Source organism: Klebsiella sp. WP8-S18-ESBL-06 (genome assembly GCF_014169755.1).
Classification (GTDB): Bacteria; Pseudomonadota; Gammaproteobacteria; order Enterobacterales; family Enterobacteriaceae; genus Kluyvera; species Kluyvera ascorbata_B.
In genome coordinates this window covers 2,830,781-2,852,745 of record NZ_AP022256.1, presented here as the reverse complement: position 1 = coordinate 2,852,745, position 21,965 = coordinate 2,830,781, and the positions used below count along the sequence as shown (strand labels likewise).

At 59.3% G+C, this 21,965-nt stretch carries 21 protein-coding genes; 12 read left to right on the top strand and 9 right to left on the bottom strand.

The window, feature by feature from the left end; all coding sequences use genetic code 11:
- Nucleotides 1-92 precede the first annotated feature (92 nt).
- The 9 genes from H7R76_RS13675 to pspF form a co-directional block, all read right to left on the bottom strand.
- Nucleotides 93-2,027, bottom strand: coding sequence for an exoribonuclease II (locus H7R76_RS13675; protein WP_182965529.1), 1,935 nt, complete (start codon nt 2,025-2,027; stop codon nt 93-95).
- An 81-nt stretch (nt 2,028-2,108) separates the two neighbouring features.
- A complete protein-coding gene (locus H7R76_RS13670) occupies nt 2,109-3,266 on the bottom strand; it encodes a carboxymuconolactone decarboxylase family protein (protein ID WP_182965527.1) in 1,158 nt (385 codons plus the stop codon).
- 268 nt (nt 3,267-3,534) lie between these two features.
- The gene (fabI, locus tag H7R76_RS13665) at nt 3,535-4,320 is read right to left on the bottom strand and encodes an enoyl-ACP reductase FabI (protein ID WP_106928999.1); all 786 of its coding nucleotides are present in this window, start codon (nt 4,318-4,320) and stop codon (nt 3,535-3,537) included.
- A gap of 24 nt (nt 4,321-4,344) precedes the next feature.
- Nucleotides 4,345-5,151: a putrescine export ABC transporter ATP-binding protein SapF gene (sapF, locus tag H7R76_RS13660; RefSeq protein ID WP_106928998.1), complete on the bottom strand. Its 807-nt coding sequence runs from the start codon at nt 5,149-5,151 to the stop codon at nt 4,345-4,347.
- Between the two features lies 1 nt (nt 5,152).
- A complete protein-coding gene (sapD, locus tag H7R76_RS13655; protein WP_106928996.1) occupies nt 5,153-6,145 on the bottom strand; it encodes a putrescine export ABC transporter ATP-binding protein SapD in 993 nt (330 codons plus the stop codon).
- Complete coding sequence (gene sapC, locus H7R76_RS13650) at nt 6,145-7,035, bottom strand: putrescine export ABC transporter permease SapC (RefSeq protein WP_106928994.1); 891 nt, start codon at nt 7,033-7,035, stop codon at nt 6,145-6,147. Before sapC ends, sapD begins: the two co-directional genes overlap by 1 nt.
- Nucleotides 7,022-7,987: a putrescine export ABC transporter permease SapB gene (gene sapB, locus H7R76_RS13645; RefSeq protein WP_106928993.1), complete on the bottom strand. Its 966-nt coding sequence runs from the start codon at nt 7,985-7,987 to the stop codon at nt 7,022-7,024. The genes sapC and sapB overlap by 14 nt, the downstream gene beginning before the upstream one ends.
- Nucleotides 7,984-9,633, bottom strand: coding sequence for an ABC transporter substrate-binding protein SapA (gene sapA, locus H7R76_RS13640; RefSeq protein WP_106928991.1), 1,650 nt, complete (start codon nt 9,631-9,633; stop codon nt 7,984-7,986). Before sapA ends, sapB begins: the two co-directional genes overlap by 4 nt.
- Before the next feature lie 182 nt (nt 9,634-9,815).
- The gene (gene pspF, locus H7R76_RS13635) at nt 9,816-10,790 is read right to left on the bottom strand and encodes a phage shock protein operon transcriptional activator (RefSeq protein WP_182965525.1); all 975 of its coding nucleotides are present in this window, start codon (nt 10,788-10,790) and stop codon (nt 9,816-9,818) included.
- Between the two features lie 167 nt (nt 10,791-10,957).
- Here pspF and pspA point away from each other — a divergent pair, with 167 nt between their 5' ends.
- The 12 genes from pspA (at nt 10,958) to tyrR (ending at nt 21,926) form a co-directional block, all read left to right on the top strand.
- Entirely contained in the window at nt 10,958-11,626 is a 669-nt protein-coding gene (pspA, locus tag H7R76_RS13630; protein ID WP_106928987.1) for a phage shock protein PspA, read from the top strand.
- Nucleotides 11,627-11,682: 56 nt separating this feature from the next.
- Nucleotides 11,683-11,907, top strand: coding sequence for an envelope stress response membrane protein PspB (gene pspB, locus H7R76_RS13625; RefSeq protein ID WP_106928985.1), 225 nt, complete (start codon nt 11,683-11,685; stop codon nt 11,905-11,907).
- The gene (pspC, locus tag H7R76_RS13620) at nt 11,904-12,263 is read left to right on the top strand and encodes an envelope stress response membrane protein PspC (protein WP_182930645.1); all 360 of its coding nucleotides are present in this window, start codon (nt 11,904-11,906) and stop codon (nt 12,261-12,263) included. Before pspB ends, pspC begins: the two co-directional genes overlap by 4 nt.
- 14 nt (nt 12,264-12,277) lie before the next feature.
- Nucleotides 12,278-12,496, top strand: a complete 219-nt coding sequence (pspD, locus tag H7R76_RS13615; RefSeq protein WP_106928981.1) for a phage shock protein PspD — start codon at nt 12,278-12,280, stop codon at nt 12,494-12,496.
- 34 nt (nt 12,497-12,530) lie between these two features.
- Nucleotides 12,531-13,928: a YcjX family GTP-binding protein gene (locus H7R76_RS13610; protein ID WP_106928979.1), complete on the top strand. Its 1,398-nt coding sequence runs from the start codon at nt 12,531-12,533 to the stop codon at nt 13,926-13,928.
- A complete protein-coding gene (locus tag H7R76_RS13605) occupies nt 13,925-14,992 on the top strand; it encodes a YcjF family protein (RefSeq protein WP_182929028.1) in 1,068 nt (355 codons plus the stop codon). The genes H7R76_RS13610 and H7R76_RS13605 overlap by 4 nt, the downstream gene beginning before the upstream one ends.
- Before the next feature lie 125 nt (nt 14,993-15,117).
- Nucleotides 15,118-16,686: an ABC transporter substrate-binding protein gene (locus H7R76_RS13600; protein WP_106928974.1), complete on the top strand. Its 1,569-nt coding sequence runs from the start codon at nt 15,118-15,120 to the stop codon at nt 16,684-16,686.
- A gap of 83 nt (nt 16,687-16,769) precedes the next feature.
- Nucleotides 16,770-17,819 carry an ABC transporter permease gene (locus H7R76_RS13595; protein WP_106928972.1) on the top strand — a complete coding sequence of 350 codons (1,050 nt, stop codon included), beginning with the start codon at nt 16,770-16,772 and terminating at the stop codon, nt 17,817-17,819.
- Entirely contained in the window at nt 17,819-18,652 is an 834-nt protein-coding gene (locus H7R76_RS13590) for an ABC transporter permease (RefSeq protein ID WP_182965523.1), read from the top strand. Before H7R76_RS13595 ends, H7R76_RS13590 begins: the two co-directional genes overlap by 1 nt.
- A complete protein-coding gene (locus tag H7R76_RS13585; protein WP_182929027.1) occupies nt 18,645-19,481 on the top strand; it encodes an ABC transporter ATP-binding protein in 837 nt (278 codons plus the stop codon). The genes H7R76_RS13590 and H7R76_RS13585 overlap by 8 nt, the downstream gene beginning before the upstream one ends.
- Nucleotides 19,468-20,172, top strand: coding sequence for an ABC transporter ATP-binding protein (locus tag H7R76_RS13580; protein WP_182965521.1), 705 nt, complete (start codon nt 19,468-19,470; stop codon nt 20,170-20,172). Before H7R76_RS13585 ends, H7R76_RS13580 begins: the two co-directional genes overlap by 14 nt.
- A 212-nt stretch (nt 20,173-20,384) precedes the next feature.
- Nucleotides 20,385-21,926, top strand: coding sequence for a transcriptional regulator TyrR (tyrR, locus tag H7R76_RS13575; protein ID WP_106928965.1), 1,542 nt, complete (start codon nt 20,385-20,387; stop codon nt 21,924-21,926).
- Nucleotides 21,927-21,965 lie beyond the last annotated feature (39 nt).

Sequence of the window (21,965 nt, the reverse complement as noted above, 5' to 3'; positions counted from 1 at the left end):
CAGTGTGAACGCATTTGGGTAATTTCGCTGGAAAAAAAAGAGAAGGGTATCGCGGATAAAAAAACGGCCCCGTCAGGGGCCGTTTTACAGCATTATGCTGCTGGTCGGGCAATCACGCTGCGTGTCTCCATGCGGACTTCCGCAATGGTGACATCAATAACGTCGGTCACTTTATAAACCACTTCGCCTTTGATTTGCACGGTGCCGTTTTCCTGGCTGCAGACCAGCTCGTCGCGCACGGCGTGCAGGAACGGTGCCGGGATAAAGGCAACCGCGCCGTTATCAACCAGACGCACGCGCATACCGCCGCGGCTGACGTCGATAATCTCAGCGGCAAAGCGGGTATCTTTACCTGCCTGCAGATTGAGGTAGCGTGCGTAGAGCCAGTCGGCCACGTCGCGTTCCGCCATGCGGTTCAGACGGCGGCGTTCGGCCATCTGCACGGTAACGTCGTCCTGAGGGCGCGTTGCGCTTTCACCTTTCACGATTGCTTTCAGCAGACGATGGTTGATCATGTCGCCGTACTTACGAATCGGTGAGGTCCAGGTGGCGTAGGCTTCGAGCCCTAACCCAAAGTGCGGGCCCGGCTCCGTGCTGATTTCAGCGAACGACTGGAAGCGGCGAATGCGGCTATCGAGGAAGCCCGACGGCTGTGCATCCAGCTCACGGCGCAGCTTGCAGAAGCCCGGTAGCGTCAGAACCTCAACCGGATCAACATGCACGTCATGGGTTTTCAGCAGGGCGGCCAGCGCTTCCGTGTTGTCCGGAGTGAAGCCGGTGTGAACATTGTAAATACCAAACCCGAGCTTATCGCGCAGCACGCGGGCAGCGCAGATGTTCGCCGCGATCATCGACTCTTCAACGATGCGGTTGGCAATGCGGCGCGGCTCGGCCACGATATCCAGCACTTCACCTTTTTCACCGAGGACGAAGCGATAGTCCGGGCGGTCTTTAAAGACCAGCGCGTGGATTTTACGCCACTCGCTGCGCAGCTGGCACACGCGCTGTAGCAGGGTGATTTGGCGCGCAATGGCATCGTTCTGCGGCTGCCAGCTACCGGTGTTCTCCAGCCAGTTGGACACGTCGTCATAGGCCAGTTTGGCTTTCGACTCGATGTTGGCGGCGAAGAACGCGATGTTGTCTTCGATGGTGCCATCGGCGGCCAGCGTCATTTGGCAGGCCAGCACCGGACGCACGACGTTAGGGCGCAGGGAGCACAAATCGTCAGACAGCTCACGCGGCAGCATCGGAATATTGAAGCCCGGCAGATAGTTGGTGAATGCGCGGATTTTTGCCGCCTCATCCAGCTTGCTGCCTTCGACTATCCAGGCGGTTGGGTCGGCGATGGCCACGGTGAGCAGCAGCTTGCCGTCGGCCGCTTCTTCTACGTACAGCGCATCATCCATATCTTCAGTGCTGGCGCTGTCGATAGTGACGAAGTCCAGCGCGGTCAGATCGCGGCGCTCAAGACCTTCGTCCTGCATTTCGGTGGCGACGCCGTTCGGCGCTTCTTTTTCCAGATTGTGACGGGCGAGGGTGACCCACCACGGCACAAAGTGGTCGTCACCGTAGGTGATAAACTGGGTGAGTTCGGCGTAGAAGCTACGATCGCCTTTCAGCGGATGACGGCGCATTTCAGCAACGGCCCAGTCACCCTCTTTAAAATCATGAGTTACGCCGCGTTCAGCGCGGCATGGAATCGCATCTTTCAACAGCGGATGGTCAGGCACGATAGACAGACGATCGTCTTTGCGGTGAACCTTGCCCACAAAGCGAGTCAGGAACGGCTCAACCAGTTCTTCGGGCTCGGCGCTCTCTTTCTCTTTTTCAGAGTGAATTACCGCGATAATGCGGTCGCCGTGCATCACTTTTTTCATCTGCGGCGGCGGAATAAAGTAGCTTTTCTGTGCGTCGACTTCGAGGAAACCGAAACCTTTTTCCGTGGCTTTGACGACCCCTTCCGCGCGGGGCGTTTGGGAATGGAGTTGCTGTTTTAGCTGCGCAAGCAGCGGGTTGTCCTGAAGCATATTGATCTATTTTCGTGGCCAAAAGAGCGGCTGACATTTTTACGCGAATCGATGGGTTGCAGCAAGCGCTCTTTCACCCTTTTACGTAACTTGTTGTGCGCTACTAAACGCGATGCGCAGCCGGTTTAGCCAGCCGCTCAGCGCGCTCCAGACCAGCAGCGCAATTGCGTCAGGTGTTGATATGCCGTGCTCGGCGAGCGGGCTCAGCTGCGCGGCGCTAAATCGGTCCGGCGCGCGGGTCAACAGCTGTGTTGCCAGCGCAAGCGCGCGCTCGCAGGGATAGTGGTGGCTCCAGGCCTGAATCGCGCGCTCGCCGTTACGCACAGCGTCGGGCAGGCCGCTGGCGCCTTGCCAGAGGGTGCTGTAATGGTTAAAGCAGCTGACGCTGCCATTGACGCGCGCCGGGATCAGCGCCGCCAGCGGCAGCATCGGGTGGGCGAAAGTTAACGCATTAATCAGCTCGCCAAAGCCATCAAGCAGCGCCGCCTCGTGCGCCAGTACCGGCGCCAGTGCGTTCAGCTCAGGCAGATGTTGCCAGCGGGCGAGAACATCACTCTGCGGGGTATTGGCCTGCTGGGCCTCAATGGTCGGCAGATCGCTGTGCCAGCGCGCGTTCTCGTGGCGAAAACGTTCGGCGTCAGCATCTTCCTGCACCGGCATGCCGGGGATCCAGCGCACCGGAAAGCCGAGCTGAGCCTGGAATATCGCCACCACTCGCGCCTGGAAGCCGACAAACCCCACGATCTGGTTGATGAGAATCATATCGTGGAGCGTCAGGCCAACGTCGTCCAACTGCTGGCGCGCGCGTGGCGTGATGATTGACGGCGAGCTGGCGAGCTGGCGGGCATATTCCGTAATTTGCGCCAGACGGCGGTTGCTTTCACGCGAGGAGTCCGGGCCGGGCAACGGCGCCAGGCGTGCGGCATAGTGGTTACACAGCCGCTGAACGCCGGAAACCTGGGCGACGGTCAGCGCGGTGCTCAGCCTGTCGTACGCGCTGAAGGTCTGTAAACGGCTGACGGCGACGGTATCAGGGAACAGGGTATTGGCTAACCGCGTGGCGGCACCCAACCAGCGCAGATTGGTGTTTAGCAACGCATCGGGCAGGGCGAGATCCAGTAAAAAACGGTCGTCTACGTGCGCGGCTTCGGGAACCAGCGGCATCACGTCGCTGTGTTGGGTTCTCGACTGGGTTTCGTGATACCAGTGGTTTTTGCCGGAAACGCGGCGTGGCTCCATGGGTGTTCCTTGATCTGAAGGTGGCGAACCAGCAGCGTCGAAGGTGATGTTGCCGGATCGTTATGGGTAAATATCCTGGCGCATGCGTGACGAGGGAGAAAATATTGTTCGGCGATAATTAATAACTGACTGGAATAACAGAGGGGGAAGAAGGGAAACCTTGTCGCCCGGCAGAACGCAGTGACGCCGGAGAATGCAGGCCTGATAAGCGTAGCGCCATCCGGCAATGCGGAGCACATTGCCGGATGGCGGCGTTGCCTTACCCGGCCTACAGTTCCAGTTCGTTCATCGCGGCAATGCTGAAACCGCCGTCCACGTGCACCACTTCTCCGGTGATCCCGGCGGAAAGGTCAGAGCACAAGAAGGCGGCGGAGTTCCCCACGTCTTCGATAGTGACGGTGCGGCGAATCGGCGTGACGGCTTCGCAGTGCGCCAGCATTTTGCGGAAATCCTTGATGCCGGAGGCGGCGAGCGTGCGAATTGGGCCGGCCGAAATCGCGTTTACGCGCACCCCCTCTGGCCCCATAGCGTTCGCCATATAGCGCACGTTGGCCTCCAGCGACGCTTTAGCCAGCCCCATCACGTTGTAGTTCGGGATAGCGCGCTCGGCACCCAGATAGGAAAGGGTCAACAGCGCAGCGCCGGGATTCAGCATGCTGCGGCAGGCTTTCGCCATCGCCACAAAGCTGTAAGCGCTGATGTCGTGAGCGATTTTAAAACCTTCACGGGTCACGGCATTGACGTAATCACCGTCCAGCTGATCTGCCGGAGCAAAGCCAATAGAGTGAACAAAACCGTCAAACGTCGGCCAGACTTTAGCCAGCTCGGTGAACAGGGAATCGATGCTTGCATCTTCCGCCACGTCACACGGCAGAACGATGCTGGAGCCCAGAGAGGCGGCGAACTCGACTACGCGGCCTTTCAGTTTGTCGTTCTGATAGGTGAATGCCAGCTCGGCGCCTTCGCGCTGCATCGCTTGGGCAATACCGTAGGCGATGGAGAGCTTACTGGCGACGCCCGTAATCAGAATACGTTTACCGGAAAGAAAACCCATCGTATTTCATCCTTCTCTTCAGTGTTAGCGATCTTTACGCCAGGCGTCGGCGGTCAGCGCCTCGCCAAAGTGGCCAGCAATCAGTCGCTTGGTTAAATCGTGCAGCGGAGAGGCCAGCACATCAGCAGTGCTGCCGCGTTCCACAACCTCACCCTGGTGCATCACCAGCACCTGATCGCTGATGTGTTTCATCATGCCTAAATGCTGGGTCACGTAAATATACGAGATCCCCTGTTTTTCCTGCAGTTCGAGCATCAGGTTAACCAGCTGCGAGCGCATCGACATATCCAGCGAGGCCAGCGCTTCATCACAGATGATTACTTTGGGACGTAGGATCAGCGCGCGCGCCAGCCCCAGACGCTGTTTCTGGCCCGGCGCCAGCATATGCGGATAGTAGCTGACGTGATCCGGCAGCAAGCCGACCAGACGCAGCGTGTCGATAATCTGCTTCTGCCGCGCCTCCGGCTCGAGATCGGTGTTCAGGCGCAGCGGGAAATCAAGGATCTGCGAAATACGCTGACGCGGGTTCAGCGAGGTGCTCGGGTCCTGGAAAATCATGCGAATACGCTGGCTACGGAACGAATAATCGCCGAATTCCAGCGGGTGATCGTCAATCAGCAGCTCGCCGGTGGTCGGCTCGACCATCCCCGCCAGCATTTTGGCCAGCGTCGATTTGCCGGAACCGTTCTCACCGATGATCGCCAGCGTCTGTTTTTCGCGCAGCGTAAAGCTCAACGGCTTCACCGCCTGTAGCGTCTGGCGGTGGAACCAGCCGGTGCGGTAGCGGAAGGTTTTACTCAGGTTGCGAACTTCAAGCAGCGTTTCAACCATGTCACTCTTTCTCCATGTTCAGCGGGAAATGACAGGCGAACAGGTGGTTCTTCGCTCCCGTCAGGCGCGGGGTTTCAATGCATTTGCGCTGTGCATAAGGGCAGCGCGGCCCCAGGCGGCAGCCCATCGGCAGCTGTTCGAGCAGCGGAATGGCCCCGGAAAGGGTGTTCAGGCGGCTCTTATGCGGCATCGAACGGCCGAAGTCCGGAATAGCGCGAATCAGCGCCTGGGTATACGGGTGATGTGGAATCGTCACCAGCTCTTCGCTGGGCGCGCTCTCCACCGTCTGCCCGCAGTACATGACGTTAATCTTATCCGCCCAGTGGGTCAGCATTTGCAAGTCGTGTGAAATCAACAAAATGGTGGTGTTGTTATTCTGGTTAAGGCCGGTCAGCAGGCGGAAGATTTGCGCCTGAGTGGTGGGCTCCATGGCGTTGGTTGGCTCGTCGGCAATCAGCAGACGCGGCTGGTTGGCGAGCGCAATCGCGATCATCACTTTCTGACATTCGCCTTCGGTCAGCTCGTAGGGGAAGCTACGCATCGCGTCTTTGTGATCTTTAATCCCCACGCGGTGTAAAAGCTCGATGGCGCGGCGCTTACGCCAGCCCAGACGCTGCCACCAGCGGCCTTTAAAGGTCCAGCCAGGGATATTTTGCATCAGCTGCATGCCCACACGTTCAGACGGATCGAGACAGGACTGCGGCTCCTGGAAAATCATCGATACGTTGTGGCCGACCAGCCTGCGGCGCTCGCGATTGGACAGGCGCAGCAGGTCAATATCATCAAAGCGCATACGGTCGGCGGTGACCCGCCAGTTGTCTTTGGTGACGCCGCAAATTGCTTTGGCAATCAGGCTTTTGCCCGAGCCAGACTCCCCTACCAGGCCGCGAATTTCACCTTCTGCCAGCGTCATGCTGACGCGATCGACGGCCTTCACCCAGCCTTCGTTGGTTTTAAACTCAATGGTTAAGTTGCGAATATCCAGTAACGGCATTATTCCACCCCCGCATTAATCGCGCGGCGAATGCCGTCGCCCAGCAGGTTGACCAGCAGTACGCTGACCATAATGGCCGCGCCGGGCAGCATCACCGTCCACGGCGCAACATAGATAAGTTCCAGCGCATCACCCAGCATCGCGCCCCATTCGGGGGAAGGCAGCTGCGCGCCAAGATCAAGAAAGCCCAGCGCGGCAATGTCCAGAATCGCCATCGACAGGGCGCGGGTAATTTCGGTGACCAGCCCGGCGGCGATGTTCGGCAGAATGGCAAACCATAAAATATTCAGCGTCGTCGCGCCGTCCAGACGCGCGGCGATGACGTAATCGCGCTCCAGCTCGTCGTGCACCATGCTGTAGATAGAGCGCACCATGCGCGGCAGCAGCGCCAGCCAGACGGCAAACATAGCGTGCGTCAGGTGTGGCCCGGCAAAGGCCACCACGATAATCGCCAGCAGCAAAGAGGGGATGGATAAAAGCGTATCAAGGATGTGGTTCAGTACCGCCGAGCGCAGGCCGTGGGTTGACCCGGCAAACGCGCCCAGCACCAGCCCAAAAGCGGTAGCCGCGAGGGTCACCACAAACGCGCCGCCAACGGTGGGGGCCGCGCCGCTCAGCAGACGGCTTAAGACATCACGGCCCAGGTCGTCGGTGCCGAGGAAGAAGGAGACCTCGCCGTAGCGCGACCACGACGGCGGCAGCAGTTGATAGCCGAGGAACTGTTGATCGATACCGTATGGCGCAAACCAGCCGCCGAGAATGCAGATTACCGCCAGGGCGATGCAGCCGTAAAAGCCGATCATCGCGGTGGTGTCACCGTAGAACTTACGCCACACGGTGCGCAGGGCGCCCGGCGGGCGCTTCTCAAGGTAGACGCTATCGTAAGGCATACCATTCCTTATGTTTCAGTGGGTTAGCCATAGCACCCAAAATATCGGAAATCACGTTAACGATGATCACCAGCGCGCCAATCACCATCACACCGGCCGAAATGGCCGCGTAGTCCTGCTGGCGAATGGCGTTAATCAGCCAGCGTCCGAGCCCCGGCCAGCTAAAGACCATTTCGGTGATCATTGCCAGCGTCAACATGGTGGAAAACTGCAGCCCCAGGCGGGGAATAACCGGCGGCAGCGCGTTGTGCAGCACGTGACGGCGCAGAATGGTCAGGCGCGATACGCCGCGGGTGGCGGCGGCCTTCACGTAGTTGGTGTCGTAGACAGCGATGGTGCTGATACGCATCAGGCGCACCACTTCGGTGGTTGGGGCGACGGCCAGCGTCAGTACCGGCAGCACCATATGACGCAGGGCGCTGACGATCATCTCATGGCGCCACGGCGAGTCGGAAAGCCACGCGTCAATCAGCGCAAAACCGGTGACGTTTTTCACTTCGTACAGCAGATCAAAGCGGCCGGAAACCGGCAGCCAGCCCAGCGTCAGCGAGAAGAACAGCGTCAGCAGCAGCGCCAGCCAGAAAACAGGAATGGAGAAGCCGAGCAGCGCGAAGAAGCTGATGACTTTGTCCTGCCATTTGTTGCGGGTGATCCCGGCCAGCATACCGACCGGAATACCCATCAGCAGCGCAAAGCCGAACGCCAGAATGCACAGCTCCATCGTGGCGGGGAAGACCTCGCGCAGCTGCTCGGAGATCGGCTGGCCGTTGATGCTCGACACGCCGAAATCCCAGTGCAGGACGCTTTCAAACCAGAACGTCCATGCGTTCCACAGCGATGCGCCCTGAAGCGGTGCGTGCGGGGTAAAGTAGCTCAGGCTGAAGCCAACGAAGGTCAGGAAAAAGAGCGTAACCAGCAGCAGCAACAGGCGACGAAGGGTGAAAATAATCATGGTTTTTGCACCTTCTCTTCTTTTTCCCGCGAGACGCCGGCGAACGAGGCGTTACCAAACGGGCTCAGCACCAGCCCTTTAATATCGTACCGGTAGGCCTGCAGCCGCAGCGAGGAGGCCAGCGGCAGTATCGGCAGCTCGCGAGCCAGAATCTGCTGGGCTTCGTCGTAGGCGTCAATACGTGATGCCAGCTGCTGCGAGTCCAGCGCTTTGCGCAGCACGTTGTCGAATTCGCGGTTGCACCAATGGGCAAAGTTGGTTTGCGAGTTAATCGCCGCACAGCTCAACAGCGGGCGGAAAAAGCTGTCCGGGTCGTTACTGTCGGTGGCCCAGCCGGAGAGGGTCAGGTCGTGGTTCATGTCCATCAGCCTGGCCTCCTGGAAGCGGCCTTCCACCGGGACGATAATCACTTTGACGCCAATCTGCGCCATATCGGCCTGAATCAGCTCCGCGGTTTTCAGCGGGCTGGGGTTCCACGCCTGAGAGCTGGTAGGCACCCACAGGCGCAGCGTCAGCTTATCGAGGCCCAGAGCCTGCAAACGGCGCCGCGCTTCTTTCGGGTTGTATTCGGTAATTTTAGCTTCGTTATCGTAGGCCCAGGAGGCACGAGGCAAAATCGACGCCGCCGTTTCGGCGGTACCGTAATAAATCGACTGCATCAGACGCTGATTATTGATAGCCAGCGACAGCGCATGACGTACCTCAGGATTATTGAGCGGCGGTTTGTCGGTATTAAAGGCCAGATAGGCGATGTTCATCCCCGGGCGCAGCGTCAGGCGCAGGCGCGGATCGTCACGTAAAATGGTTAACTGGCTGGCGGCAGGCCAGGCCAGAACATCGCACTCGCCGGTCAGCAGCTTCGACAGCCGCCCGGTGCCGCCGGAACCGAGGTCAACCACCACCTGCGGCATCAGCGGCGTACCGCGCCAGAACTGCGGGTGACGCTGCAAGCGGATATATTGCCCGGCGCGATATTCATCAAGCTGGAACGGCCCTGTGCCTACCGGCTGGCGATCCAACTGCTCCTGACGATCCTCTTGGGTGAGCCTGGCGGCGTATTCTGCTGACATCACCGACGCGTAGTGGGTGGCCAGATGCCAGAGGAAAGACGCGTCCGGCCGCGCGAGGCGAAACTCAACCGTGTGGCTATCGAGCTTGCGCACGCTCTGTACGCTGTCGGCAAACTGCAGGCTATCGAAATAGGGGAACGCGCTGCCGTTGACGTTATGCCACGGGTGCTGGCGATCGAAAATGCGCTCGAAGGTAAACACCACGTCGTCGGCGTTCAGCGCGCGCGACGGCGTAAACCAGCGGGTGGTCTGAAACTGCACGTTATGGCGCAGATGGAAACGGTAGGTTGCGCCGTTGTCCAGCACCTCCCAGCTTTCCGCCAGCTCCGGCACCAGACGATAGGTGTACGGGTCGACGTCCAGCAGACGGTCGTAAAGCTGTGCGGCGAGGGTATCGACAATCAGCCCGCTGCCCGCTTTTTGCGGGTTAAAGGTGTTAACCTGCCCGCTAACGCAGTAGACAAAGCCGCTGTCGCGAATGTCGGCATGGGGTGGGGCAAGCGGCTGCGGTGCGGCAATCGCCTGGCCGCAGATTAACCCCAACGCTGCCAGGAAAGGTGACAAATTCAGGCGCATAGTTTCTGTATTTTTTCGATTGATCTGCAAAGTGTATCGCACTTACGGCTGCCAGGTACAAATGTCTGCGCGTAACTGCTTTAAAAGTCATCAAATCAGTGGGGTTAACGCGTATCACACCCGCGTGTTGCTCTCTGATCGCCACGCAAAATTCGCCGCTGGTGCGGCGCGTCGTGCCGTTGTCAGATCTGATGTTTTTTTAACAGCGCGCGCAGTTGATGGTAGGTTAGCCCCAGCAGTTCTGCGGCGTTTTTCTGATTAAACCGGGCCTGTTGCAGGCTTTGCTGTAGCAGGCTTTTTTCTTGCTCCAGCTGAAACTGGCGCAGGTTAAGCGGCAGCGCGGGGCGGGCGGTAGCCTCTTGCGTTGCGCTGCTGATGGCGGGCTGGCGGTGGAAGGGGTCGATAATAATGTCGTCCAGCGGTTCATCAATGGAGCCATGGCGATAAACTGAACGCTCCACCACGTTTTTCAGTTCGCGAATATTACCCGGCCAGCGGTAGTGCCGCAGCGTGTCGCGCGCGCGTTCGGTAAAGCCCGGGAACAGCGGTAGCTTCAGCTCGCGGCACATCTGAATCGCAAAATGTTCGGCCATCAGCATGATATCGCTCTGGCGCTCGCGTAAGGGCGGTAGCAGCACCACGTCAAACGCCAGACGGTCAAGCAGGTCGGCGCGGAAGGTGCCTTCCGCAACCTGCTGGGGCAGATCGGCGTTGGTAGCGCAGACCAGGCGGACGTTGACCTGCAATGGCTGACTGCCGCCGACGCGTTCGAGCTCGCCGTATTCAATGACGCGCAGCAGTTTCTCCTGTACCAGCATTGGCGCGGTGGCCAGTTCATCAAGGAACAACGTGCCGCCATCGGCGCGCTCGAAACGGCCTGGATGACGCTTTTGCGCGCCGGTAAAGGCGCCGGCCTCATGGCCGAACAGTTCGGAATCGAGCAGGTTTTCATTCAGCGCCGCGCAGTTGAGCGAAATAAACGGCCCCTGCCAGCAGGAGGAGAGGTAGTGCAGACGGTTGGCGATAAGCTCCTTGCCCGTCCCGCGCTCACCGATAATCAGCACCGGTTTATTCAGCGGCGCCAGCCGGGAAACCTGCTCCAGCACTTCGAGAAAGCGGTTGTTCTCGCCGAGAAGGTTATCTTTGTATTCTGCCATGATGAAATTCGCCACTTGTTGGTGTAATTCGGCATTTTACTGTAGACGCTTGCGGCGCAAAATTCAATCACCTCTTTTATAATCAATGAGATAAAAAGTTGGCACGGAAGTTGTAATAAGCATTACGCAGGGCTAAGCCCGAAACACAGAACTATGAGGATTGAACAATGGGTATTTTTTCTCGTTTTGCCGACATCGTGAACGCCAACATCAACTCGCTGCTCGAGAAAGCAGAAGATCCGCAGAAGCTGGTGCGACTGATGATCCAGGAAATGGAAGATACGCTGGTGGAAGTGCGCTCCACCTCCGCCCGCGCGCTGGCGGAAAAGAAAGACCTGACCCGCCGCGTGGAACGTGCGCTGGCGCAACAGGTTGAGTGGCAGGAGAAAGCCGAGCTGGCGCTGCGCAAAGATAAAGAAGATCTGGCGCGCGCGGCGCTGATTGAAAAACAAAAGCTGACCGATGTTATCGATACGCTGGAGCATGAAGTCACGCTGGTGGATGAAACGCTGGCGCGAATGAAAAAAGAGATTGGCGAGCTGGAAAACAAGCTGAGCGAAACCCGCGCCCGTCAGCAGTCGCTGGCGCTGCGTCATCAGGCGGCCAGTTCGTCCCGCGATGTGCGTCGTCAGTTGGACAGCGGTAAACTGGATGAAGCGATGGCCCGCTTCGAGTCCTTTGAACGTCGTATCGATCATATGGAAGCCGAGGCTGAGAGCCACCGCTTTGGTAAACAGCCGTCGCTGGACCAGCAGTTTGCTGAGCTGAAGGCGGACGATGAAATCAGCGAGCAGTTGGCCGCGCTGAAAGCCAAAATGAAGCAAGATAACGAATAATTATTCCAGCGGCGCGCCATCCCCGCGCCGCTGCTCATACATGATAAGGAGTTATTATGAGCGCGCTTTTTCTTGGCATACCGCTGACGCTGTTTGTGCTGTTCGTATTGCCAATTTGGCTCTGGCTTCACTACAGCAACCGCTCCCGTTCGGGTGAGCTTTCGCAGGGCGAGCAGCAGCGTCTGCTGCAGCTGACCGATGACGCGAAGCGAATGCGCGAACGCATTCAGGCGTTGGAGGCGATTCTCGATGCCGAGCATCCAAACTGGAGAGACAAATAATGGCGCTGGATTTTAACAAAAAGCTGTGGCGAATCCCGCAGCGGGGCATGGTGAAAGGGGTCTGTGCCGGCATTGCCGAGTACCTCGACGTGCCGGTGAAGCTGATTCGTATTATTACCGTGCTGGCGATGCTGTTCGGCCTGTTTTTCTTCGTCCTCGTCGCCTACGTCATTCTGACCTTTGCCCTCGATCCGATGCCGGAAGGGGCCATGAACGGCGAGCATCAGCCCACCAGCCGCGACTTGTTGGACGCGGTCGATGCCGAACTGGCCGCTGGCGAACAGCGGTTACGCGAGATGGAACGCTACGTGACGTCCGATACCTTTACGTTGCGCAGCCGCTTCCGTCAGCTCTGATAAAGAGGTAAACGATGAGCAATAAATGGCAGCGGGCGGGACAGAAGGTGAAGCCCGGTTTGAAAATCGTCGGCAAACTCGCTCTGCTGACCGCACTGCGTTACGGTCCGGCGGGCGTCGCCGGATGGGCGGTGAAGTCCGTGGCGCGCCGTCCGTTGAAAATGATCCTGGCGGTGGCGCTGGAACCGCTGCTGTCGCGCCTCGCCAAACGCTATTTCCCCATGGCAAAATAGCGCTATCGGCGTGGACGGGAGTGTCTGATAAGCAATGAAGCGACTCAAAAATGAATTCAATGCGCTGGTCAACCGTGGCGTTGACCGGCATCTTCGTCTTGCCGTTACCGGCCTGAGCCGGAGCGGCAAGACCGCATTTATCACCGGCCTGGTGAATCAACTGCTGAACGTGCATACCGGCGCGCGGCTGCCGCTGCTGAGCGCGGTGCGTGAGGAGCGCCTGCTGGGCGTGAAGCGCATTCCCCAGCGCGATCTCGGCATTCCACGCTTTACCTATGACGAAGGGCTGGCGCAGCTCTACGGCCAGCCGCCGGCGTGGCCGACGCCCACTCGCGGAGTGAGTGAAATTCGCCTTGCGCTACGCTACAAATCCAACGATTCGCTGCTGCGTCATTTCAAAGAGACCTCCACGCTGTATCTGGAGATTGTCGACTATCCCGGCGAATGGCTGCTCGATCTGCCGATGCTGAATCAGGACTACCTGACCTGGTCGCGACAGATGACCGGTCTGCTGAACGGCCAGCGCGGCGAGTGGTCGGCAAAATGGCGCCAGCTGTGCGCCGGGCTGGATCCGCTGGCTCCCGCCGATGAAAACCGTCTGGCGGAAATCGCCCAGGCCTGGACCGACTATCTGCACCGCTGTAAGCAGGAAGGGCTGCACTTTATTCAGCCAGGGCGCTTTGTGCTGCCCGGTGATATGGCGGGCGCCCCGGCATTACAGTTCTTCCCGTGGCCTGACGTCGACGGTGCGGGTGAGGCAAAACTGGCGCAGGCGGACAAACACAGCAATGCGGGGATGCTGCGCGAACGCTTCCATTATTACTGCGAAAAAGTGGTGAAAGGGTTCTACAAAGAGCATTTCCTGCGTTTCGACCGCCAGATCGTGCTGGTTGACTGTTTACAGCCGCTCAACAGCGGGCCGCAGGCGTTTAACGATATGCGTCTGGCCCTGACTCAGTTGATGCACAGCTTCCACTATGGTCAGCGCACGCTGTTCCGCCGCCTGTTTTCGCCGGTGATTGATAAGCTGCTGTTTGCCGCTACCAAGGCGGATCACGTGACCGTCGATCAGCACGGCAATATGGTGTCGCTGCTACAACAGCTGATTCAGGATGCCTGGCAGAATGCCGCCTTTGAAGGTATCACCATGGACTGCCTGGGGCTGGCTTCGGTGCAGGCGACGCAAAGCGGGTTGATTGAGGTCAACGGCGAGAAGATCCCCGCGCTGCGCGGCCATCGTTTGAGCGACGGCCAGCCGCTGACGGTTTATCCTGGCGAAGTTCCGGCACGGCTGCCGGGCCAGGCTTTCTGGGACAAACAGGGCTTCCAGTTCGAGGCTTTTCGCCCGCTAACGATGGACGTTGACCAGCCGCTGCCGCACATCCGCCTGGATGCGGCGCTGGAGTTTTTGATTGGAGATAAGCTGCGATGACCGATTCTTTTAAACCGCGAATCGATTTTGACGGGCCGCTTGACGAAGCGAAGGCGGAACAGTTTAAAGGCGCGCAGGCGTTTGACGGTGAAGCGGCGGAAAAATTCGCCCCCGTGGCGCTGGATGACATCGGCGAGCCGGAAGGGCAGGCCGAAGCTACCGTGGAAGCGGCGCTGCGCCCGAAACGCAGTCTGTGGCGTAAAATGGTCGCCGCCGGGCTTACGCTGTTTGGCGCCAGCGTGGTTGCGCAGGGCGTGCAGTGGACGGTGAATGCCTGGCAAACCCAGGACTGGGCCGCGCTGGGCGGCTGCGTTGCGGGCGCGCTGATCGTTGGCGCGGGCGTGGGCTCGGTCGCGACCGAGTGGCGCAGGCTGTGGCGTTTACGCCAGCGCGCGCAGGAGCGTGATGAGGCCCGCACGCTGATGCACAGCCACAGCGTCGGCAAAGCGCGTGCCTTCTGTGAGAGCCTGGCGCGTCAGGCTGGGCTGGATCAATCTCATCCGGCGCTACAGCGCTGGTATGCCGCAATACACGAGACCCAAAGCGACCGTGAAGTGGTGAGCCTGTATGCACACCTGGTGCAGCCGGTGCTCGATGCGCAGGCGCGGCGCGAAATCAGCCGCTCAGCGGCAGAATCGACCTTGATGATCGCCGTCAGTCCGCTGGCGCTGGTGGACATGGGGTTTATCGCCTGGCGTAACCTGCGGCTGATTAACCGTATTGCTAACCTGTACGGCATTGAGCTCGGTTACTACAGCCGTTTGCGCCTGTTCCGACTGGTGCTGATCAATATCGCTTTTGCCGGTGCCAGCGAGCTGGTGCGTGAAATTGGCATGGACTGGATGTCGCAGGATCTGGCCGCGCGTCTTTCGACTCGCGCAGCGCAGGGTATTGGTGCCGGGCTGCTCACGGCACGACTGGGCATTAAAGCCATGGAACTGTGCCGCCCGCTGCCGTGGATCGACAACGACAAACCGCGTCTGGGGGATTTCCGCCGCGAGCTGGTCGGGCAGTTGAAGGCGACGGTACAGAAGGGCAAAAGCGCGCCGTCGCGGGACGATTGAACGAGATAAAATAACCTTATGCGAAAATAGCATAAGGTATATCTATACTTATCTTTACTGAAAGTGACAAGCGGCGCTACCTTAGCGGGTATCGCCAACCGCATGATCATTATCAGGAAGTCCCGATGACAAGAAAATTGCTGCCGTTTTTGGTGCTGACCGCGCTGTCAGCTTCTGCCTATGCCGCTACGCCGCCCACGACGCTGGTGGTCGCACAGGGCCTGGATGATATCGTCAGCCTTGACCCGGCGGAAGCGAACGAGCTTTCCAGCATCCAGACGGTGCCGAGCCTGTACCAGCGGCTGGTCCAGCCGGACCGCAACGATCCGGCAAAAATCACGCCGATTCTCGCCGAAAGCTGGCAGGCCGATGCGGCGGCGAAAACGCTGACCGTCAAGCTTAAGAGTGACGCCAAATTTGCCTCCGGCAACGCCCTTCGTCCAGAAGACGTGATTTTCTCTTACACCCGCGCCGTGACGCTCAACAAGTCGCCGGCATTCATCCTCAACGTTTTAGGCTGGCAGCCGGATAACATTGCTAGCCAACTGAAGAAAGTTGACGATCACACGCTGCAAATTCACTGGACCGCTGACGTCAGTCCGGCGGTGGCGCTGAATATTCTGTCGACGCCAATTGCCTCTATCGTGGATGAAAAATTGGTCGCGGCCAACGTGAAGGGGAATGACTTTGGCAACGAGTGGCTAAAAATGCACTCGGCCGGCAGCGGTGCGTTTAAAATGCGCGTTTACCAGCCGCACCAGGCCATCGTACTGGAAGCAAACGCTACCTCGCCAACCGGTGCGCCGAAGCTGAAAAGCGTGATCATTAAAAACGTGCCCGATCCGGCCTCGCGCCGCCTGCTGATTCAGCAGGGTGACGCTGACGTGGCGCGCGATCTCGGCGCCGACCAAATTGATGCCTTGCAGGGCAAGCCAGGCCTACAGGTGCTGAGCATTCCTTCTGCGGAGCAAAACTACGTTGCCTTCAACACTGCCAATACCGCCAACCCGCTGCTGGCTAACCCGGCGTTCTGGGAGGCCGCGCGCTGGCTGGTCGACTATAACGGGATTACCAAAGATCTGCTGAAAGGGCAGTATTTTGTGCATCAGAGCTTCCTGCCGGTCGGCTTCCCGGGCGCGCTGGACAACACGCCGTTTAAATTTGACCCTGAAAAAGCGAAAGCGATTCTGGCGAAAGCGGGCATTAAAGATGCGCACTTTACCCTCGATGTGGAAAACAAGCCGCCGTTTATCACCATCGCGCAATCGATGCAGGCCAGCTTTGCCCAGGGTGGCGTGAAGGTTGAACTGCTGCCGGCCGCGGGCAGCCAGGTGTACGCTCGCGTGCGTGCGAAGCAGCACCAGGCGGCCATCCGTCTATGGATCCCGGACTACTTCGATGCGCACTCTAACGCCAGCGCTTTTGCCTTTAATGACGGTAAATCAAGCACCGTCGCCGGGCTAAACGGCTGGAAAATTCCTGAGCTGAACAAAGCGACGCTGGCGGCAGTGGCTGAGCCGGATGCGGCTAAACGTCTTGACCTGTATAAGAAAATGCAGGAAGAGCTACAGCGCAGCTCGCCGTATATCTTTATCGATCAGGGGAAAACGCAGATTGTTATCCGCGATAATGTGAAAGGCTACCAGCAGGGGCTTAACGCCGATATGGTCTGGTACGATCGCGTGACCAAGTAACCGCTATCGCAGCCGCGGCCCGCAGGTATCCGCCTACGGGCCGCGGCCGTTTGTTTTGTTGTTGATAGAAATACGGAATTCCCATGCCCGCCGTTTTACCGAATCTAACCGCTCTGCGAACCCGGCGTCTGCTGTCGGCGCTGCTTCAGGGGCTACTGACGCTGGCGCTGACGCTTCTGGGGCTGCTGCTGGTGACCTTTGCGCTTTCTGCGCTTTCGCCCGTCGATCGGGTGCTGCAAATTGTTGGCGACCATGCCAGCCAATCTACCTATGACCAGGTGCGCCACCAGCTGGGGCTGGATCGATCGCTGCCGGTACAGTTCTGGCACTATCTGGTGAATCTGACCCACGGCGATCTGGGTACCGCGAGCGCCACCGGACAGCCGGTACTGCACGATCTGCTGGCGGCATTTCCGGCCACGCTGGAACTGGCGACGCTGGCGCTGATTATCGGTGCGATTTTCGGCGTTATCGCCGGGGTCTTGTGCGCCCGCTATGCTGGCTCGCCGTGGGATTTTGCCGTGCGCACGTTGACGCTGCTGGGTAACTCGGTGCCGATTTTCTGGCTCGGGCTGCTGATGCTGGCGCTGTTTTACGCGAAGCTACAGTGGAGCCCCGGCCCCGGTCGCCTTGACGATATTTATCAGTTCACCATTGAGCCAAAAACCGGCTTTGCGCTGATCGATACCTGGCTTTCCGGCGATAAAGAGGCTTTCCGCAACGCTTTCAGCCACCTGGTGCTGCCGGTGCTGCTGTTGGCCTACTATTCGATGGCCAGCATTACGCGCCTCACGCGTTCGGCCTGTCTGAGCGAAATGAATAAAGAATACATCCTGCTGGCGCGCGCCAAAGGGGCCGGAGAAATGAGCATTCTGCTGCGCCACGTGCTGCCGAATATTCGCGGCACGCTGCTGACGGTGATTGCGCTGGCCTATACCGCCATGCTGGAAGGCGCGGTGCTGACCGAAACGGTTTTTTCCTGGCCGGGCATCGGGCGTTACCTGACGACGGCACTGTTTGCCGGTGATACGTCGGCGATTATGGGCGGAACGCTGCTGATTGGCGTGTGTTTTGTCCTGATAAATAACCTCACCGACGTGCTGGTGCGGCTAACCGATCCGAGGGTTCGCTAATGCCCACTTCGCTATTTTTACGTCGTCTGCTGCGTTCACCTGCGGCGTGCTGTGGGCTGACGGTTATTGCTTTACTGGTCCTGACGGCGCTGTTTGCGCCGTGGCTCGCGCCGCAGGACCCGAACTGGCAGGATGCCGCCGCGCGTCTGCAAATGCCCAGCGTGCAGCACTGGCTGGGGACCGACAGCTACGGGCGCGATCTGCTTTCCCGGCTGATCTACGGTACCCGGCCTGCGCTGGGGCTGGTCGCGCTGGTGACGGTGATTACCCTGCCGGTCGGGCTGCTGATTGGCATCCTCTCCGGTTATTACGGCGGCTGGCTGGAACGCGCTCTGATGCGCTTTACCGATGTCGTGATGTCTATGCCGAGGCTGATTCTGGCCTTCGCATTTGTCGCGATGCTCGGCCCTGGCCTCGTGAACGGTGCGCTGGCGCTGGCCTTAACCACCTGGCCTGCCTATGCGCGCCAGGCGCGCAGCGAGATTCAGCGTCTGCGCCACAGCGACTATCTGGCCGCCGCCGAAATGATGGGCATTCGTGGTCTACGGCTGCTGGTGGGCCACATTCTGCCGCTGTGCCTACCGTCCGCCATTGTGCGTCTGGCATTGGATCTGGCGGGCATTATTCTTGCGGCAGCGGGACTCGGTTTCCTCGGGCTGGGCGCTCGCCCGCCGATGGCGGAGTGGGGGGCGATGATTGCCGATGGTATGCAGGTTATCTTTGACCAGTGGTGGATTGCCGCCGCGCCGGGCGCGGCCATTCTGCTGGCCAGCCTGGCATTTAACCTGCTAGGCGATGGTTTACGTGACGTACTGGAGCCGCAACATGACTGAACAACGTCTCTGCGTACAGGGGCTGAATATTGACTATCCTGCTGCCCGGGTGGTCAATAATATGAATTTTACCCTGGGTAATGAACGCCTGGCGCTGGTGGGCGAATCGGGCTCCGGTAAGTCGATGACCGCACGGGCGTTGATGGGGCTGGTGCGTAAGCCCGGTATCGTCAGCGCCGAACGACTGAGCGTGCTAGGCCGCGATGTGCTGACGCTCAACGCGCGTGGCTGGCGTGAGCTGCGTGGTAACGATATCGCCATGGTATTACAGGACCCGCGCTATGCGCTGAACCCGGTGAAAACCATACGGGCACAGCTGGAAGAAGCGCTGACCCTGCATCAGCGTCTGGGGCGACGCGAGCGGCAGGAAAAAATAGAATCCGCCGTGCTGGCCATGGGGCTGGACGTGCGCGTGCTGGATCGCTATCCCGGCGAACTGTCCGGTGGAATGGGGCAACGGGTGATGATCGCCATCGCGCTGATTAACGACCCGCAGGTGCTGATCGCCGATGAACCGACCTCGGCGCTGGATGCCCGGCTGCGCAACCAGATCCTTGAGCTATTGGTCGCGCAGTGCGAGCAACGCCATATGGCCATGCTACTGATCAGCCACGACCTGCCGCTGGTGGCGCAGCACTGCCACCGCGTGCTGGTGATGTACCAGGGCAACGGCGTTGATGAGATGGCGGCTGCAGACCTGCCGCAGGCTACGCATCCCTATACGCGCACCCTGTGGACCTGTCGCCCGAATGCGCAAACCTATGGACAGATGCTGCCGACGCTGGACCGTACGCAGAATTTTGAGGAGGCGGCGCATGGCGATCGTTAATCTTGAGTCGCTTCAGGTGACCTTTGGTGACAAAACGGCAGTCTCTGCTGCCAGTTTTCAGGTCGAGGAGGGCGAAACGTTCAGCCTGATCGGCGAGTCCGGCTGCGGGAAGTCGACCATTCTGCGGGTGATTGCCGGGCTTCAGCGGGAATGGCGCGGGAAGGTGGCGCTGTTCGGCCGCCAGATTGGCGCGGGGGCGCGCTTTCACGGCGATCTGCGGCGCAATGTGCAGATGGTATTCCAGGACCCTTACGCCTCGCTGCACCCGAATCATACGCTGTGGCGCACGTTGGGCGAACCGCTGCGCATTCACGGCGAGACGGAGGTCGACATGCGCGTGCGCACCGCGCTGGAGCAGGTGGGCCTGCCCGCCGATGCCGCGCGGCGCTATCCGCATCAGCTCTCCGGCGGCCAGCGTCAGCGCGTTGCCATTGCCCGCGCGCTGTTGTTGCGTCCAAAAATCCTGCTGCTGGATGAACCCACATCGGCGCTGGATATGTCGGTGCAGGCGGAGATCCTTAATTTGCTTAACCGTCTCAAACAGGCGCACAGCATGACCTATCTGTTAGTCAGCCACGATGCGGACGTGATTGCGCATATGTCGGATCGCGCGGCGTTTATGGCCGGCGGCGTCATTCAGCGCTTTTTCGATCGCGAAGCGTTAACGCGCGGCGAACACCGTATGGGGTAACCCCTCAATGCCCGACGCAGTCCGCGCCCTCACCCTTAAAAGGGAGAGGGCGCGGGTGCAGTTTAGTGATTTTGTCCGATTGATCGTATAACTTTACGGCACAAAGGCCATTTTTCCGCCATACTGTCAATAATTGTTGACAGTCATCTTCCCGCCGACCGATAACTGTCTTATTATTCATACGTCTTTGGCTCTTAAGGGTGAACACTCCCATGCGTCTTGAAGTCTTTTGTGAAGACCGCCTTGGTCTGACTCGTGAACTGCTCGATTTATTGGTCCTGCGCGGTATTGATCTGCGCGGTATCGATATCGACCCTGTTGGCCGAATCTACCTTAATTTCGCGGAGCTGGATTTCTCCAGCTTCAGCAGCCTGATGGCGGAAATCCGCCGTATCGCCGGCGTCACTGACGTACGTACCGTACCGTGGATGCCCTCCGAGCGCGAACACCTGGCGCTGAGCGCGCTGCTGGAAGCCATGCCGGAACCGGTGCTGTCGCTGGATACTCGTAGCAAAATCGAACGTGCCAACCCGGCGAGCTGCCAGCTGTTTGGCATGAGCCAGGATCGCATGCGTAACCACAACGTGGCGCAGCTGATTAGCGGCTTCAACTTCCAGCGCTGGCTGGAGAGCGATGCGGTGGAATCACATGCTGAGCATGTGGTGATCCACGGGCAAAACTTCCTGCTGGAAGCCACGCCGGTCTACATCAACGGCGAGGGCGATAGCCGAATCCTGGCGGGGGCAGTCGTCATGCTGCGCTCGACATTGCGTATGGGCCGTCAGCTGCAAACCATGACCACGCAGGATGTTAGCGCGTTCAGCCAGATTGTCGCCGTCAGCCCGCGTATGCGGCAGGTGGTCGATCAGGCTCGTAAGCTGGCGCTGCTGACCGCGCCGCTGCTGATTGTGGGGGAAACCGGCACCGGTAAAGATCTGCTGGCTCACGCTTGCCATCTGGCGAGCCCGCGCGCGGCGAAGCCGTACCTGGCTCTGAACTGTGGTTCTATCCCGGAAGATGCCGTCGAGAGCGAGCTGTTTGGCGATGCTGCCGATGGCAAAAAAGGGTTCTTTGAGCAGGCTAACGGCGGCTCGGTGCTGCTGGATGAAATTGGCGAAATGTCGCCGCGTATGCAGACGAAACTGCTGCGCTTCCTCAATGACGGCACTTTCCGCCGGGTGGGTGAAGATCATGAAGTGCACGTTGACGTGCGCGTTATCTGTGCCACGCAGAAAAACCTGGTCGAGCTGGTGCAAAAGGGATTATTCCGTGAGGATCTCTACTATCGCCTCAACGTGCTGACGCTCAACCTGCCGCCGCTGCGCGATCGTCCGCAGGATATCATGCCGCTGACCGAGCTGTTCGTGGCGCGCTTTGCCGATGAGCAGGGGATCGCGCGGCCGAAGCTGTCTGCCGATTTGAATACGGTGCTGACCCGCTATGGCTGGCCGGGCAACGTGCGGCAGCTGAAAAATGCAGTCTATCGTGCGCTGACGCAGCTGGAAGGCTACGAACTGCGTCCGCAGGACGTGCTGCTGCCGGATCACGATGTCTCAAGCGCGGCGGTCGGTGAAGAGGCGATGGAAGGTTCGCTGGATGACATTACCCGCCGTTTCGAGCGCTCGGTGCTGACTCAGCTTTATCGCAGCTATCCGAGTACGCGCAAGCTGGCTAAGCGTCTTGGCGTATCGCATACGGCGATTGCCAATAAATTGCGGGAATATGGCTTGAGTAATAAGAAGGGCGAAGAGTAATCCCTGCCGCGTAATAACCCGGTGGTGCCGTGCCACCGG

What these genes read in the sequence shown, in the direction of transcription:
- H7R76_RS13675 (WP_182965529.1), bottom strand. Translation starts at nt 2,027, where the DNA reads ATGCTTCAGGACAACCCGCTGCTTGCGCAGCTAAAACAGCAACTCCAT.
- H7R76_RS13670 (WP_182965527.1), bottom strand. Translation starts at nt 3,266, where the DNA reads ATGGAGCCACGCCGCGTTTCCGGCAAAAACCACTGGTATCACGAAACC.
- fabI (WP_106928999.1), bottom strand. Translation starts at nt 4,320, where the DNA reads ATGGGTTTTCTTTCCGGTAAACGTATTCTGATTACGGGCGTCGCCAGT.
- sapF (WP_106928998.1), bottom strand. Translation starts at nt 5,151, where the DNA reads ATGGTTGAAACGCTGCTTGAAGTTCGCAACCTGAGTAAAACCTTCCGC.
- sapD (WP_106928996.1), bottom strand. Translation starts at nt 6,145, where the DNA reads ATGCCGTTACTGGATATTCGCAACTTAACCATTGAGTTTAAAACCAAC.
- sapC (WP_106928994.1), bottom strand. Translation starts at nt 7,035, where the DNA reads ATGCCTTACGATAGCGTCTACCTTGAGAAGCGCCCGCCGGGCGCCCTG.
- sapB (WP_106928993.1), bottom strand. Translation starts at nt 7,987, where the DNA reads ATGATTATTTTCACCCTTCGTCGCCTGTTGCTGCTGCTGGTTACGCTC.
- sapA (WP_106928991.1), bottom strand. Translation starts at nt 9,633, where the DNA reads ATGCGCCTGAATTTGTCACCTTTCCTGGCAGCGTTGGGGTTAATCTGC.
- pspF (WP_182965525.1), bottom strand. Translation starts at nt 10,790, where the DNA reads ATGGCAGAATACAAAGATAACCTTCTCGGCGAGAACAACCGCTTTCTC.
- pspA (WP_106928987.1), top strand. Translation starts at nt 10,958, where the DNA reads ATGGGTATTTTTTCTCGTTTTGCCGACATCGTGAACGCCAACATCAAC.
- pspB (WP_106928985.1), top strand. Translation starts at nt 11,683, where the DNA reads ATGAGCGCGCTTTTTCTTGGCATACCGCTGACGCTGTTTGTGCTGTTC.
- pspD (WP_106928981.1), top strand. Translation starts at nt 12,278, where the DNA reads ATGAGCAATAAATGGCAGCGGGCGGGACAGAAGGTGAAGCCCGGTTTG.
- H7R76_RS13610 (WP_106928979.1), top strand. Translation starts at nt 12,531, where the DNA reads ATGAAGCGACTCAAAAATGAATTCAATGCGCTGGTCAACCGTGGCGTT.
- H7R76_RS13605 (WP_182929028.1), top strand. Translation starts at nt 13,925, where the DNA reads ATGACCGATTCTTTTAAACCGCGAATCGATTTTGACGGGCCGCTTGAC.
- H7R76_RS13600 (WP_106928974.1), top strand. Translation starts at nt 15,118, where the DNA reads ATGACAAGAAAATTGCTGCCGTTTTTGGTGCTGACCGCGCTGTCAGCT.
- H7R76_RS13595 (WP_106928972.1), top strand. Translation starts at nt 16,770, where the DNA reads ATGCCCGCCGTTTTACCGAATCTAACCGCTCTGCGAACCCGGCGTCTG.
- H7R76_RS13590 (WP_182965523.1), top strand. Translation starts at nt 17,819, where the DNA reads ATGCCCACTTCGCTATTTTTACGTCGTCTGCTGCGTTCACCTGCGGCG.
- H7R76_RS13585 (WP_182929027.1), top strand. Translation starts at nt 18,645, where the DNA reads ATGACTGAACAACGTCTCTGCGTACAGGGGCTGAATATTGACTATCCT.
- H7R76_RS13580 (WP_182965521.1), top strand. Translation starts at nt 19,468, where the DNA reads ATGGCGATCGTTAATCTTGAGTCGCTTCAGGTGACCTTTGGTGACAAA.
- tyrR (WP_106928965.1), top strand. Translation starts at nt 20,385, where the DNA reads ATGCGTCTTGAAGTCTTTTGTGAAGACCGCCTTGGTCTGACTCGTGAA.